Source organism: Runella sp. SP2 (assembly GCF_003711225.1).
In the GTDB taxonomy this organism is placed as follows: Bacteria; Bacteroidota; Bacteroidia; order Cytophagales; family Spirosomataceae; genus Runella.
In genome coordinates, this window is sequence record NZ_CP031030.1 from 3,232,211 (window position 1) to 3,247,214 (window position 15,004).

15 protein-coding genes are annotated in these 15,004 nt (G+C 40.5%); 9 read left to right on the forward strand and 6 right to left on the reverse strand.

Translation table 11 applies throughout. The annotated features are described in order from the left end of the window. Window positions 1–94 precede the first annotated feature (94 nt). Window positions 95–1,030 carry a D-2-hydroxyacid dehydrogenase gene (locus tag DTQ70_RS13565; RefSeq protein WP_122931301.1) on the forward strand — a complete coding sequence of 312 codons (936 nt, stop codon included), beginning with the start codon at window positions 95–97 and terminating at the stop codon, window positions 1,028–1,030. Between the two features lie 95 nt (window positions 1,031–1,125). Beyond that, entirely contained in the window at window positions 1,126–2,145 is a 1,020-nt protein-coding gene (holA, locus tag DTQ70_RS13570; RefSeq protein WP_122931302.1) for a DNA polymerase III subunit delta, read from the forward strand. A 239-nt stretch (window positions 2,146–2,384) separates the two neighbouring features. Here the strand turns inward: holA and DTQ70_RS13575 are convergent, their stop codons facing one another. Together DTQ70_RS13575 and DTQ70_RS13580 are read right to left on the reverse strand one after the other, a co-directional pair. Beyond that, a complete protein-coding gene (locus DTQ70_RS13575) occupies window positions 2,385–3,053 on the reverse strand; it encodes a DUF4230 domain-containing protein (RefSeq protein ID WP_122931303.1) in 669 nt (222 codons plus the stop codon). A gap of 124 nt (window positions 3,054–3,177) precedes the next feature. After that, window positions 3,178–5,592, reverse strand: a complete 2,415-nt coding sequence (locus DTQ70_RS13580) for a TonB-dependent receptor domain-containing protein (protein WP_122931304.1) — start codon at window positions 5,590–5,592, stop codon at window positions 3,178–3,180. A gap of 502 nt (window positions 5,593–6,094) precedes the next feature. Between DTQ70_RS13580 and DTQ70_RS13585 the strand changes: the two genes are divergently transcribed. The 3 genes from DTQ70_RS13585 to DTQ70_RS13595 all read left to right on the forward strand — a co-directional run bounded on the left by DTQ70_RS13585 (window position 6,095) and on the right by DTQ70_RS13595 (window position 8,268). Further along, entirely contained in the window at window positions 6,095–7,042 is a 948-nt protein-coding gene (locus tag DTQ70_RS13585) for a sensor histidine kinase (protein WP_164490012.1), read from the forward strand. After that, entirely contained in the window at window positions 7,043–7,762 is a 720-nt protein-coding gene (locus DTQ70_RS13590; RefSeq protein ID WP_122931306.1) for a LytTR family DNA-binding domain-containing protein, read from the forward strand. It abuts the gene before it with no gap. 92 nt (window positions 7,763–7,854) lie between these two features. Beyond that, window positions 7,855–8,268: a DoxX family protein gene (locus DTQ70_RS13595; RefSeq protein ID WP_122931307.1), complete on the forward strand. Its 414-nt coding sequence runs from the start codon at window positions 7,855–7,857 to the stop codon at window positions 8,266–8,268. A gap of 60 nt (window positions 8,269–8,328) precedes the next feature. Here the strand turns inward: DTQ70_RS13595 and DTQ70_RS13600 are convergent, their stop codons facing one another. From DTQ70_RS13600 to folP, 4 genes are all read right to left on the reverse strand, one after another. Continuing rightward, the gene (locus tag DTQ70_RS13600; RefSeq protein WP_206019726.1) at window positions 8,329–8,997 is read right to left on the reverse strand and encodes a family 16 glycoside hydrolase; all 669 of its coding nucleotides are present in this window, start codon (window positions 8,995–8,997) and stop codon (window positions 8,329–8,331) included. A 12-nt stretch (window positions 8,998–9,009) separates the two neighbouring features. Continuing rightward, window positions 9,010–9,753, reverse strand: coding sequence for a hypothetical protein (locus DTQ70_RS13605; protein WP_122931308.1), 744 nt, complete (start codon window positions 9,751–9,753; stop codon window positions 9,010–9,012). Between the two features lie 136 nt (window positions 9,754–9,889). Further along, window positions 9,890–10,474 (reverse strand): Crp/Fnr family transcriptional regulator, encoded by a 585-nt coding sequence (locus DTQ70_RS13610; protein WP_122931309.1) that lies wholly within the window; start codon window positions 10,472–10,474, stop codon window positions 9,890–9,892. A gap of 34 nt (window positions 10,475–10,508) precedes the next feature. Continuing rightward, entirely contained in the window at window positions 10,509–11,339 is an 831-nt protein-coding gene (folP, locus tag DTQ70_RS13615) for a dihydropteroate synthase (protein ID WP_122934400.1), read from the reverse strand. Window positions 11,340–11,383: 44 nt separating this feature from the next. On the opposite strand from folP, the gene DTQ70_RS13620 reads away from it, so the two are divergent. The 4 genes from DTQ70_RS13620 to DTQ70_RS13635 all read left to right on the forward strand — a co-directional run bounded on the left by DTQ70_RS13620 (window position 11,384) and on the right by DTQ70_RS13635 (window position 15,004). Then, complete coding sequence (locus DTQ70_RS13620; protein WP_122931310.1) at window positions 11,384–11,926, forward strand: DUF1599 domain-containing protein; 543 nt, start codon at window positions 11,384–11,386, stop codon at window positions 11,924–11,926. Between the two features lie 111 nt (window positions 11,927–12,037). Beyond that, window positions 12,038–13,126, forward strand: coding sequence for a BT_3928 family protein (locus DTQ70_RS13625; RefSeq protein ID WP_122931311.1), 1,089 nt, complete (start codon window positions 12,038–12,040; stop codon window positions 13,124–13,126). Window positions 13,127–13,226: 100 nt separating this feature from the next. Beyond that, window positions 13,227–13,736 carry a shikimate kinase gene (locus DTQ70_RS13630; protein WP_122931312.1) on the forward strand — a complete coding sequence of 170 codons (510 nt, stop codon included), beginning with the start codon at window positions 13,227–13,229 and terminating at the stop codon, window positions 13,734–13,736. Beyond that, complete coding sequence (locus DTQ70_RS13635) at window positions 13,733–15,004, forward strand: DUF2029 domain-containing protein (protein ID WP_164490013.1); 1,272 nt, start codon at window positions 13,733–13,735, stop codon at window positions 15,002–15,004. Before DTQ70_RS13630 ends, DTQ70_RS13635 begins: the two co-directional genes overlap by 4 nt.

The window sequence follows — 15,004 nt, forward strand, 5'->3', positions numbered from 1 at the left end:
TCCAACCATTTATTTAGCATAGCATTAATGAGTTAATTTTGGGGCGAGCAACCAGCAGGTTGTCGAGAAAGAGGATACTTAGCTCACAAATCTAATGCAAATTTTTGTAAATACGCCCTTCAACGAAGCGCTCCGCCACACCTTACGCCAAGCGCTTCCTGCGGGACACCAGTTGCTATTTAAAGTAGAACTTCCTGAGGATGAACACCGTGGCGCGTTTCGTCGGGCCGATGCGATTTTGGGAAACCCACCTGCGGCATGGTTTACGGAAGCCCCTGCTCAATTAAAATTTTGGCAACTCGAATCGGCGGGATTTGATGGGTACAAGCACCTACACCTTCCCAACGTGACAGTCTGTAACCTAGCCGACTACTTCTCGGTGCCTTGTGCCGAAACCATCGTCGCGGGTATTCTTGCTTTTTATCGAGGGTTGGAAGAACTTACTTTGTTAAAAGCCGAAAAACACTGGATTGGCTCGCCCATTCGCTACCGTTTGGGGCTTCTTACAGGCAAACGAGTAGTAATTTTAGGCGCAGGAAGCATTGGCCAAACCGTCAAAAAAATGCTCTCAGGATTTGATTGTTCTCTTCAAATGGTTGCTCGTTCGCACCCCGATGCCACAATTCACACCCCCGAAGCGCTCTTGGCCATTCTACCCCAAATCGACCTCGTAATCAATTGCTTGCCTGGGGCCGCCAAAGGCTTTTTTACGGCAGATATGATTAATGCCATGCCTCCCAATGCTGTGTTTGCCAACATTGGCCGTGGTTCTACCGTCGATGAACCAGCCCTGATAAAAGCCTTACAAGAACAGCGTCTTGCGGGAGCGGTACTCGACGTGACAGAAGTGGAGCCTTTGCCAAGCAATCACCCGTTTTGGAGCATGTCAAACGTGATTTTAACCCAACACACGGGCGGCGGACAGGCCAACGAACAGGAGGGAAAAGTGGCTATTTTTGCCGATAATTTCCGACGCTTTACCGAAGGACAACCTCCGCACAATCAAATAAATTTACAAAAAGGATACTAGGGAGTGTCGAATGCAAAGTGCAGAGTGGCAATATTCGACACTTTGCACTCTCCCCTCGACATTCTGCCATCGATATTTTATAACAACGACAAGACATGGTTCTTTCCCCCGAACAAGCGCTTAAAGAGATACGCCAGAAGAAAATTCAACCGCTCTATTTTATTCACGGCGACGAACCTTATTACATTGATTTACTGGCCGATGCCCTCGAAAAAGCCGTTGTTCCTGAATCCGAAAAAGGATTTAATCAGTTTGTACTTTTTGGAAAAGATGCCGATGTTGGTACGATTCTCAACTACGCGCGTCGCTTTCCGTTTATGTCGGAGCGGCAACTGGTATTGGTCAAAGAAGCCCAACAATCCAACGGTCTTGATACCAAAGACAAATCGGCCCTTTTGGACGACTACGCCACTCGTCCGTTGTCATCCACGGTATTGGCTTTGTGTTTTCAGGGGAATTTTGACATGCGAAAAGCTTTGCCCAAGACCTTTGAAAAACACGGGGTTTTAGTCCAGTGCAAAAAAATGTACGACAACAAACTTCCCGATTGGGTAGGCGAGCACGTGCGAAGCTTGGGCGCAAAAATCAGCATCAAAGCGATTCAGATGTTGGTGGAAAACATCGGGAATGACCTCAAACGCATCACCAGCGAAATCGACAAAATCTTGCTCAACCTCACCGCCAGTGAAGAAATTACGGCCGCAGTGGTAGAGAAATACGTAGGAATTAGCAAAGAATACAACGTATTTGAATTGCAAAAGGCGCTTATCCAACGAGATGTGGTGAAGTCCAATAAAATCGCTAATTACCTCGCTGCCAACACGAAAGAAAATCCTTTGCCGCAGGTGCTTATCATTTTGTACAACTTTTTCAGCAAAGTGCTCGTCGTTCACGGAACGCAAGACAAATCGGAAGGACACCTTGCTTCGGTGTTGGGTGTGAGTCCGTTTTTTGTCAAAGATTATTTATCGGCGGCGCGGCAGTATTCGTTGGGGCACGTGGCCAAAGCCATCAAAGCCTTGCGCCAAGCCGACAATGCTTCTAAAGGAATCGAATCAGGTTCAAAAGACGAACAAGCCATTATGCAAGAGCTTGTTTTTACGATTTTGCACTAAATCAATTGTGTGGTGTGTTCGCGATGGCGTGCTCGCGGTGTAGTGGTTGCTCGCGATAGCGTGCTTGAGGGAGTGCTCGCGGTTGCTCACAACCGCGAAAAGGGTTGCTCACAACCCAATGAATGACAGTGGGTTGTAAGCACGATTACGGCGGGTTTTGAGAAACCCGCTGCACAAAAAAAGCAGGTTGTGAGCAACCCGCTACACGAACAAGCAGGTTTTTAGAAACCTGCGGCACGTCAATCTTCGTCTTTTGGCAAAAGCTTGGGTTCGGCGTTTACTTCGTCATAATTGCTAAACTCCTCTAGCCGTTTTTGATTGGCTTCGGGGAGTTGCATATTTATCTTCCAATTCATCGAAGCGGCTAATTGGTACATCATAAACTGAATTTGATTGTTGGCAATGCGGGGCAAATCTCCCTCCAATGCCTTTTCGTTCATGGCTTGTTTGGCATCCACCAGCAAGTTGGTATAATCTTCGTGGCTAAAGCGGTTCCAGATGCCATTTTCGATGTCATAAAACTTATAATCGGTATCAATCGAAAGCACTTCAGGTTCAGGGAAATACTCAATGACCATTTGATTGGTGGTTTCATCCAGGCGAAAACGCATTTTGGCAAAATCGAAACCAACCAGCACCTTTGCTTTGGCAATCACCAAGGCTTTTTTGGAGTTTTTGAACAAATACAAAAACTTTTTATCGTCCTTATAATCAAATATTTCCGTAAAGTATCCTTCGGCCATGACGACTTTAAATACCTTTTCAATCCGCTCCAGCAAAATGGTGGACGATTGGGTGGACTGACCCAATTGGGCATTTTTTCGATTGGCCACGTAAAACAAGCCATATCCCACCGCCCCGCCTAAAAGTAGGGTAATCACAAAAAACAAAAGTGTAGAAAGTCCCATAAAAAGTTAAATTTTGCGAACATTTTTAAACCATACTCTCAACAAAATTACACTGATTTAGGACTTTTGGTACTCCGCATTTTTGTATTTATTATGCTCATTCCCCAAGGGTACGACAAACTACTTAGTTTCCTCGACGGCGACTTTTAACTTCCTCACTTTCTAGCTTAAAATCAGCTTTAACAAGTCCGAAACGGTAATTGAAATTTATAGCAATATAACGCCCCTCCCAAGCCCCTTTGTTGAAGGTAACAAAATTCCCAACTTTAGAATTTGAATTCCAAGAAGAACCTTTGAGTAAATCATTAAAGGTAAATTTTAGAGAACCTTTATCTTTGAGAATCTTTTTAGAAATACCTGCATCAAAAACTCCCATTGGATTTGAAATAGATACGCCCCAAGTTGAATTTAAAGCATACCAACCAGAAATATCAAAGTCCCATCCCTTACCAAGGCTTATTTGTTGTTGAATCCAAAGCCCTCCACCCAATACCTTGCGGTCGATGACTTTGTTAGATTCAAAATTTGCTTTAAACATCGTATAATTTGCGTAAATATTAGCAAATCCATGCCACCAGTTTGTTATCGTAATCGGAAAACTTAGATCAACTCCATACTGCTGCATTTTGTCTAAATTTCGAGTAATGTCGTAAAAAACCTCCTGTTGAGTAGTAGCACTAATAGCACGGTCAGTTACGAATGCAGCAAAGTTTTTGGTGTGTGAATAGTTCAACGTAACGTTCATTGACTGTAAAAATGTGTAGCCTAATTCGATGGTATTGGTAAACTGTGGTTTTAAAAAAGGATTCCCTCTCGAACTATTATATTCGTCTATTTTTCTATCAAAAGGGTTTAAATCAGTGTAAATTGGTCGGTCGATTGAATAGCGATACGCCAACGAAAATTCGTTGTTTTCATTAAGATGATACGTTAAGGCAAGTGATGGAAAAACATTCACATAGTTGGTATCGACCCTTCGGTTTTGATTCTGACGAAGGGATGTAAGCGTACTTGTAGTATGGGTTCTTTCCACTCGTAAGCCTAGACTGTATTCCCATTTTCCCTTTTGGCCTGTTAGGCTTCCATAACCTGCAACAATGCGTTCGAGATAGTTAAAGTGATTTGACTGACTCGAATCAATAAATTTTTCAGAATTATTTACATTATAAAAATCAAAGCCATTATTACTCCCAACATCTGAGTATTTAGCGCCAAAGCTAAATTTTCCAATCGCTTTTAAAGGAATTTCAAAATCTGTTTTTACCATTTTAATTACAATACCAACAGGGGCTTCCATCGCATAATTTCTACTGAATAAAGCGGTATCACTGACAGGATTGAGGTAAATATTAGGTTGTAAGGTATTCGATATAGTTTTATTACTATTCCAATCTGCATCAATTCCCCACTTCATTTTATTATTATTCTCAAATCTGTAATTAACGCCCCAATTTAATACCTCTACATCTCTTTTTCTTTGATTAAAAGCGTTTAACTTAGTTTGAGGCAAGTTATCAGAGCTATTTCCGAAAATCTGTGTATTACTAACCCCTTCTCGATCTTCGTCATTGTTGCTACTCATAAAACTAACCCCTAATGTGCTTTTTCTAGAAATCTTATAATCGCTTCTTAATCTGAGGTTTAATCCATTTCTGTTTTCATCATAATAGGAGTTAAGGCGGACAATTTTATTATCAGAAGTCATATTTACAATTTCTTCTGTATCACGCCAAATACCCCTTGTTGTACTGACAGAAGTGGTAATATTCCATTTTGCATCGTTGAAACTAACGGCTAAATTAGCTTCTCCTTTGGGCGTTTTTCCTTGCATTGCAGTTGTAGAAACGATACCATTTAGTCCTGCTTTTAGGTTGCTTTTCAATTGAATATTAATTACACCACCACCACCAGCCGCATCGTATGAGGCTCCAGGAGTAGTTGACATTTCAATGGATGCAATATCGCTTGCTCTCAAACTTTTTAGGAAAGATGCCAATTCACTGCCTTGAATCATGGACGGCTTACCATTTATATAAACCTGTACGTTCGGACGCCCTTTTAACATGAGATTATTTTGTTGGTCAACGGTTATGCCTGGAGATTTTCGAAGAACCTCCAGGCCATTCAAACCCACAGTATTACTTGCAGCTTCAACATTAAAAACCAACTTTTCGCCTCGGGTTTCGATAACTGGTTTTTTCCCAGTAACCACAACTTCAGTTAATTGAGTAGCATTGGCCTGTAGAATAATATCAATGGTTTGATTTTGAGTAATAGTAAAGGTGGAATAATAGGGCAAGAACCCAATTGAGGAAACTTTAAGTAAATATTGCCCTGATTTGAGGTTAGAAAATTTAAACCCTCCAACTTCGTCAGATACTGCACCTGTTACCAAAGTAGAGTCGGGAATAGTCAGTAAAATAAGGTTGACAAATGGCTGTATAGTTCCTTTTTCATCTTTTACGGTACCTTGAATATCTTGGGACTTTGCGGCGCTAACTCCTACGATGAAAAGAATTGAAATCATGAAATACTTCATAAAATGTGATTTTAAATTAAATATCTTGCGTTTTTACGCAGCAAATCACCTACTTTTTGAAAGTAATACTGAGGTTTTCATACCAAGCCCATGATTTATTATAGTAAACTGGCGCTATTGCATGGCTAACTTGAATGCTTGATTTCTACTATTGGCAGTCTCAATTGAGTAAATCGGGTGAGACCATCCTCAAAAAGCGTATTTTTGGCATAGAACTGACTATTTGTGGTTACTTTGAAGGGTAGAAGGTCAAAAGCAAAGCACCAGAATCTATCAAAACTGCTTTTCACAAAACCTCTATTTTACCCAATTTGGTATAATAGTTAGACTACTTGGTAGAAAGTGCCAAAAGCACTTTTAGGAAAGAATTAAATTTGAGGTAATGAATAAATCAATCAACCATATTTTCGAGCTCGTCATCAATCCTCGGCTTAGAGTCTGGCAGTATATCCTATTTTGTACGGTGATATTTTCGATGGGGTTGTTTTATTCACTTGATTCAATGAGTTATCGAAATCTCAGTGAATCAGAATTTTTCTTTGTTCTATTGGTGGAGGCTTCGGTACACTTATTTACCATAGTGACCTTAGTGTTTCACCTGCTTTATTGGTCGCATTTCTTATTAATAAAAGGTCAAATACAGCTTTATGCCGTCGGTTTTTTTGTGTTGGTTTGGCTTGAGGTGGTTTTAGAGTCATGGATTAATTCTTACTTTGGATGTGATAACCACGATTCCAGATATTATACTTTATATCTCATTGGTAACTTTATTAACTATGGTGTCTTTCACATTGCGGCAATTGGATTAAAAGCGTTTAAAATGTGGATTTTGGAAACAAAAAAACGTTTAAGTGCGGAATCAGATGCGCACATTGCTCAGTTAGAAATGTTAAAAAGTCAGTTAAATCCGCACTTTTTGTTTAATACACTGAATAATTTATATGTATTGAATAAGACTCGCCCAGAAGAAGCTGGTGAAGTAATTCTTAGACTTTCGGATTTGTTGAGATACCAACTTTATGAAGGTAGTGGCGAGAATGTTTTGATGTCGAAAGAGTTAGAATTTATCAAAACATGGCTAATTTTGGAAGAAATTAGAAGAACAAAATCTCATTTTAACTTAACAATAATTGGTGATTATAACCATCTTCGTTTGCCCCCTTTTTTATTTATGACATTTATTGAAAATGCCTTAAAACATGGAAAAATAGACAGTGAAACATTGATAAAATTCACTTTTAAAAATGATGATTTTAAGCACATCATTGAATTTGAGGTTACTAATCAAAAACAAGTTAAAATTATAAATAGTAAAACAAAAGTTGGAGGATTAGGCTTAAAAAATGTAAAACAACGGCTGGAGTTGTTGTTTAAGAACAATTATCATTTAAAAATTGAAGATTCTCAAAATACATTTTCTGTATTTTTAACCTTAGAAATTGCCAAGTAGATGAGATGTATTATTGTTGACGACGAACCTCTTGCTGTCGAAGGAATGCTATTGAATATAAATCAAATAGATTCTTTGGAACTGGTTGGTTCATTTTCTAATGCGTTAGATGCTCATAAGTTTTTGAAAGACAATGAAATTGATTTAATGTTTTTGGATATAAATATGCCTAATTTGACAGGGTTAGAATTAGTTAAAATTATTTCTAACCCTCCTATGATTATTTTTACGACGGCCTACTCGGAGTACGCCGTGGAAAGCTATGAAGTTGCCGCGATTGATTATTTAACCAAACCTATTCGTTTTCAACGTTTTTTCCAAGCAGTAAATAAAGCAGAAGAGCAATATAGACTTCGCAAAAAAACAGAAACATCGACTTCAAACCAAAATTTATCGGAGTATATTCTCATCAAAGCAGACCGACGAACACATCGAGTCTATGTCAATGATATTTATTATATTGAAGGTTTAAAAGATTATGTTTTAGTACATACGCAAGCCGAGAAATTAGCAGTAGCAATGAATATCAAGACGATTGGCAAACAATTACCTGAAAGCTATTTTGTTCGTATTAATAAATCTTTTATTGTTAATTTAAACCACATCAATAGTTTCGATAATGATTTTCTTAAAATTGACTCCAAAGAACTACCAATTGGTCTAGTTTTTAGAGAAAACTTCTTAAAAAAAATCGCACAAGATAGGGTATTAAAAAGATAAGAACCGTATCATTTATACCGCGCACCTAGTTTTAAATAATTTAACTCACTACCAATATTTTTCACTCACCCAAAGTCAATCTAGTTAATTTTATGTTTTCATTTTTTAAGCCTTCTTCCTCTCAATCATTTACAGATTTAGGACTGCTTGTACTCCGTATTTTTGTATTTATTATGCTCATTCCCCACGGGTACGACAAACTACTTAGCTTCCTCGACGGCGCTAACGACTTCCCTGACCCGTTACACGTGGGAGTTCGGTTTTCTCATTTTATGACGGTTTTGGGCGAAATATTCATTCCGTTGCTGCTCATTTTTGGGTTGTTTACGCGAATAGCAGCCGTGGTAGAAGTCGGGCTTTTCTTGGTCATTGCTTTTGTCATTCATGGCAGCGACCCATTTGGCGACAAAGAACACGCCCTTTTGTACTTAGTGCCTTCATTGGCGTTGTTACTCACAGGTGCTGGAAAGTATTCATTGGACGCAGCTTTGTTTCAAAAGAAATAAGATGCTTGGTCGGGCTACTCATAGCCCGACTAAGTATGCCAACGTTGTTTTAGTGTTCTATCAATCATTAACGACCTTCAAATCCCTAAAATACCCTTCAGTACCTACATCCACAAACAAGCCGATACCACCTGTATTGTTCTCTCCGAGCTTTAAATCATTCACAATCAGAGACGGGTGCCTGTTATCATTCAAAAACAGTTTTGCCTGTTTCCCTTTTACCTCAATTTTGATTTTTATCCATTCATTCAGGCCCATATCTGCGTACGATTCATACTTTTCAGGTGACTCCTTTCGTAGGCGGTCAAATTTAAAATCAGGATAAGCGAAATATTGGATAGAGTGATTTCTACGAACTTGGTCGTCGGCTCGGCCATTGGTTGGACGGATGTACATACACTCAAATTGCGAATTATCCTTTTTGATTCGATACGCTACCCCAATAAAACCACGAGCTGTTGGCGATGCTTTTTTTTCTAATCGACTCAACACCATTACCTCGATGATTCCATCTTTGAAATCAACGTCTTTGAGACGGACAAAGGTAGGTTCGTCCACCTCTTTTACCGTAGAGTCTTTGTTTACTTTCAAAACCGTCTTGCCGTCCAACTTTTCCAACGATACATACACTTTATTTGGCAAAAGGCTCTTAGTTTCTAACGGAATGGTTTGAGCCAAAACTCCTTCAAAAACAGCCAACAGGCCAATTAACAACTGTAACTTTTTCATCTGATAGCTAGGTTAAATTTCGCTCACTTTTTCGCTTTCTTTCCTCCCCTTCAACGCTCTTTTGGTCACTTTCAAATCCTTGAAATAGCCAATTGTACCAATATCTACATACAACCCCACAAAGCCTTTCTTGGTTTTACCCAACATTTTATTGACTATAAATGAGGAGTATTTCATGTTATTGATAAACATTTCGGCCGTTTCTCCATTAATTTCCAATCGCATTGTAATCCACTCATTCAAAGCCACAGGAGCTGAACCCTCATACGAACCTGCTGAAAATTTATCTCTCAAGGTTTGAAACTTGAAGTCGGGATACGAAAAATACTGTACCGCATGGTTTCTTGCCATTTGGTTATTGATTCTACCTACTTTTGGACGCAAATAAATAGACTCCCAAGCCGAATCATCAGCCGTAACTCTGTAATACAAGCCAATGAAACCCGCTGCTGGTGCATAAGGTGATGGATTTTGAATTTGACTATACATTTTCACTTCGATAGTGCCATTTTCAAAGTCATCTATATCTAAAAGTCGAGCGTAATGACGGTCGTCAACGGTGGTTTCTAAATTCTTTTCATCGAAAGATAATGCTTTTAAATCACGTTCAATTTTCAATACTTTTTTCCCCTGAAAATTTATTACTGACCCCGTAACATTGTGAAGTTCAAACGTTTGCTTTCCGAATTTTACAGTTTGACCAATAGAGGTAACAAGCACACACAAGTGGAGTACCAAAAGAATTATTTTTGACATAAAAGGGGGCGATAAAATTTTGCTTGATATACAATGCAAAAGTAGCGTGGTTGTTACCTCCACACCCTTAATCTATCGTAGGAAATACCCTTAACCTAGATTAAGTCAAAAACGTTGACAAAGTTCTATAACGTTGTCAACGTTTTCGGCTTACATCTTTTCGGATTTTACTCAAAAACTCGGGCGTAATGCCCAAATAAGAAGCAATTTGGGTGTTGGGAAGTCTTGAAGCTAACTTAGGATATTGCTCCAGAAAACTCAAGTACCTTGTTTCGGCAGTAGAACTGAAGGTTTGCAAAACCCGATTTTGCAGTTCTACAAATTTGTTTTCAACAATTACTTTAAAAATACGGTCGAGCTTAGGAACATTGAGGTACAAAAAATACAAATCTTGTTGTTCGATTTGCAGCACGACCGACGGTTCGACGGCTTCAATGAACAATTGGCTTGGCTTTTTGGAGTGAAAACTTCCAATGTCCATAATCCAGTCGTTTTCGGCAGCAAACTGAATGTTGTGTTCATTGCCTCTATCATCTACTCCGTACATTTTAAAACAACCTTCTACCACAAACGAATAGTGTTTGCAAGGAAACCCCTCTTGCAAAATCATCTGACGACGTTTGATAATTCTTTTCTTTGCTTTACCCTTTATAATGGTAATTTCGTCTTCTGTGAGTGGAACAAAAGTGTTGAAATAAGCAATTAAACAATCTTCTTCCATGGTTATTTTTGGCTAAAATCCTCAGGCGACTCCCCTATCCTTGAAGCAATCGAATCAACTTAACTACTTCAATTGCTTCTTTCACGTCATGAACGCGGAGAATATTTGCGCCATTTAATAAGGCTACCATATTGAGCGCGGTAGTTGCATTGAGCGATTGTTCGGGAGTAATTTCTAATTTTCGCCAAATCATTGATTTCCTAGACACACCCACCAACAAAGGCACTTCCAACGCCTCAAACGCCCGCAGTTCCCGCAGCAAGACGTAGTTTTGATCCGCATTTTTGGCAAACCCAAACCCCATATCCGCCACGATGTCTTTCACCCCCAACTGCCGAAGTTGGTAAATTTTAGCTTGCAATTCCCGCAGTACGTCCGTCACCAAATCATCGTATTGGTTGAGTTCTTTCATCGTTTGGGGTGTGCCACGGCTGTGCATAAGAACATACGGTACGTTCAGCTCGGCGACGGTTTCAAACATCAATGGGTCGAGGTTTCCACCCGCAATGTCGTTGATAATATGCGCGCCTGCTTCAATGGACTTTCGCGCCACCGACGCCCGAAAGGTATCTATGGATATAATGGCCTCAGGGAAACGCTTACGTAACATCTCGACCACGGGCAGCACGCGGTTAAGCTCCTCTTCTTCACTAACGGCATCGGCTCCTGGACGGGTCGAATGACCACCAATGTCGAGCATAGAAGCCCCTTCCGAAAGCATTTTATCGGCTTTTTTATAAGCATCTTCTATTTGCAACACCCGACTCCCTGAGAAAAAGGAATCTGGGGTAACGTTGAGAATCCCCATCACCTGCGGAGTTGACAAGTCGAGCAACTTTCCAGCGATATTCAGCGTTTTTTTCATAATTTCGCGGCGCACACTGTGCCTTATTAACTGTTAATTGTTTTATGCAACAAACTGAGCGCGAATATCGGAGTGTTATCACTCGCTGCAAAGACATTTTTACCAAAAAGAACCAAGATTACGGCCCCTCGTGGCGAATTCTGCGTCTTCCTTCTATTACGGATCAAATTTTCATCAAAGCCCAACGCATCCGCACCCTTCAAGAAAACGGTTTTTCTAAAGTAGATGAAGGCGAAGTGCCTGAGTTTATCGGTATCATCAATTACTGTGTGATGGCCTTGATTCAGATACAGTTAGGTGACAACAAAGGGATGGATTTCACGGCCGCGCAGCTCACTGAATTGTACGACACCCAAATGAACGAAGTATATGAATTGTTGTTCAACAAGAACCATGACTACGGCGAAGCATGGCGTGACATGCGAGTGAGCAGCATGACCGATATTATTTTGATGAAGCTATTTCGCATCAAACAAATAGAAGACAACGAAGGAAAAACGATTATTTCGGAAGGCGTAAAGTCTGGTTATCAAGACATTATCAACTATTCAGTTTTTTGTCTTATTAAACTTGGACAAGCACATTAACCTTTCATTAACAGTTACTTTTGGCTTAATTTTTGAAATTTGTAGTCAAGAATGAATAGTACAGTTCCATTTTTTAGTACAAAGCAACCCAAACGAATCTAACGATAACGAATGAAAATTTTAGCCCACATTGTCCGCTTTTTAGTTGGAGGAATCTTTATTTTTTCGGGTCTAGTTAAACTCAACGACCCCGTTGGTACTCAAATCAAGCTGGAAGAATACTTCGAGGTATTTGCCACTGATATGCCATTCATGCACGATTTTTGGATGGCTTTGGTTCCGCTTGCGCTTTATTTGTCGGTGCTAATGTGCGCTGCCGAAGTTGTCCTTGGCGTAGCCCTTCTTGCCTCTTGGCGTTTGAAGCAAGTCAATTGGATACTGCTTGCCCTCATCGTTTTCTTTACTTTCTTAACGTTCTATTCGGCTTATTTCAACAAAGTGACCGACTGCGGTTGCTTCGGTGATTTCTTAAAACTCAAACCCTGGACTTCCTTTACCAAAGACATTGTCTTGTTGGTTTTGATTATATTCCTTATCTGGCAAAGCAAGGTCTTCCGCAGCCTTCCTACGGGTTCGTTGGTGGCGTTTTCGGCTATTTTTTCCATTGCTTTGGCCATTTATGCCATTCGCTACCTCCCTCCTGTTGACTTTTTGCCTTACAAAATTGGCAACAACATTCCCCAATTAATGCAACCTTCGGAGTCACTTCGCTATAAATACATCATGGAGAAAGATGGCAAAACCGAAGAGTTTGAAAAATTCCCGACTGATACCACTTATAAGTACAAAGAAATGGTACTTATCAACGAAAGCGCCAAACCAAAAATTACCGACTACAAGGTTTGGAACAACGAAGGTGATTTTACACAAGAAACGTTTACGGGTAAAAAGCTCATTATCATCATCAAAAACGGCCCTGACTTGAACGTAGCAAGTTTGGCAGAAATCCGTTCGTTGATTAATTCTTTGAAAGGTACGGGGGTTGAGTCCTTGATTTTAACTTCAAATAGCGACGCCGAAATTCAAGAGATTCGGAAAGCTTACGCCCTCGATATTCCTTATTATTCAGCCGATGGTACCGTTTTAAAAACCATTTCGCGTTCAAATCCAGGCATTTGGCTTATGAACAATGGTACAGTAAAAGGTAAATGGCACTACAATACCACGCCTGATAAAGAAGAAGTGTTGGGTAAATTATAATGGTAGTCTCTAACTTCCGCCAACTTCCCGAAAGTTTAAAACGAACTTCCCGAAAGTTCAAAACTTTCGGGAAGTTGGCAGAAGTTCCGAAATTCGATAAATGAAAAATATTTTTTTAATAGGTCTCCCCTCTTCGGGCAAAACGACACTCGGCAAGCAACTTGCCCGCCACGTGCGTTATCGTTTTGTTGATACTGATGCACTCATTGTCAAGGAAGAAGGAATGCCTATTCCCGATATTTTTGCCCAAAAAGGCGAAGCCTATTTTCGAGAAGCCGAAGCCCGTATTTTGCGCGCGATTCGGCCCGATTCCAAATTAGTAATTGCAACAGGCGGTGGAATGCCCTGTTTTCATGACAATATGGAGTACATCAAAGCCAACGGCCTCAGTGTATTTTTGGACGTAAGCCCCGAACAAATCGTCGAACGGATATTACGCCACTCGACTGACGACCGTCCGTTATATCAAAAAAACGATGGTCAATTGCTCAACAACCTACGTGAAAAACACGAATCACGCCTTGGTTTTTATTCACAGGCTGATTTTACCCTCCATGGTGATAACATCCACATTCGACAACTCCTTGACACGATTCAGCAGTATATATGATGTCAACTCTCACGGTATTTTATGTCAAATTAGTACTCGTCGTAGTATCCTCAGTCGCTATTTGGTTAGGAGCTAAAAACGACACTTTTTGGCAAAAAATCCAACAAAAACGCCAAGATAATCGGGCCATTCTGATTGGTCTTTTGGCTTTTCGTCTTCTTCCATTTGTCATCATTTACCTATTTTTTGACCAATCTCCCCGTGGCGATGTCCCTTTTTTTTGGGGAAAAGCCACCCAAGCTTATCAGTGGAAATTGGTTTATCGCGATTTTATTTCGTTTCACGCCCCTGTTTTTGCCTACATCATCACCTTGCCTCTTTTCCTTTGGTATAGTTCCAAAGCCATCGTGCTATTAATGGTACTTATCGAGGCGCTCATCATTTGGCTAACTTACCTCGCTTACCAACGCCGTTCGCAGCCCGATGCCCTGAAGTCCACCTTGCTTTATATATTGCTTTCGGGACCGATGATTATGGTGCTGCTGGGCGGCCAAGAAGATATTTGGATGTGGGGAGTTGCCGCGTGGATGATGTTGTCTTACTTGCGGAGTCGCAACGACGGCTTCGGGCTAGGCGTGCGCTTTTCGACGGGGCTGATTGTCATCAAAGCTACTTTTGTTTTTTGGTTTTTTCCGTTGTGGTTTTTGCTCAAAAAACGCTGGGGTTTTCTACTCGGCATGATTGCCATAGGCGTCCCGTCGCTGGCGGTGCTTTATGCCGTTATGCAGCTTGATTTTTTGATGCCCGTACAAATGGGCACCACCAACTTACTCACACCCAACCTATTCACCATCTCGCGACCGTGGATGACGTATCTATTTGGAAGCCTCCCCACCCTCACCGTTTTTAGCTGGGCGGGCATGGTCATTACGCTATCAGTATCGGTATTGGCGGTATATCGTTTTAGAAACCTTGCCCTCGAATTTACCCTACCACTCGCCTATTTGGCGACTTATTTGGCCATGAGTATTTTTCAACCAACATCGGTGGGATACTACGCTTTTGCGTACCTACTTCCGTTGATGATGGAACTGGTGGACTGGAAGAAACAACGCGATGTTGTCGTTTTGCTATTTTTAAACTTGTTGCTTGTGGTACAACCCTTTATTTTTACCCACATCAATAGTCCAACTTACGACGACTTAACGGTCTTTTCTCAACCACTTTTTGTCCTCGAATACACCCTTCAAGTACTCAATGTTGCTTGTTTTGGTTGGTATTTGTGGCAAGTGTATCGTAAAAACGTATCGTCCCCCCAATTCGCCTAG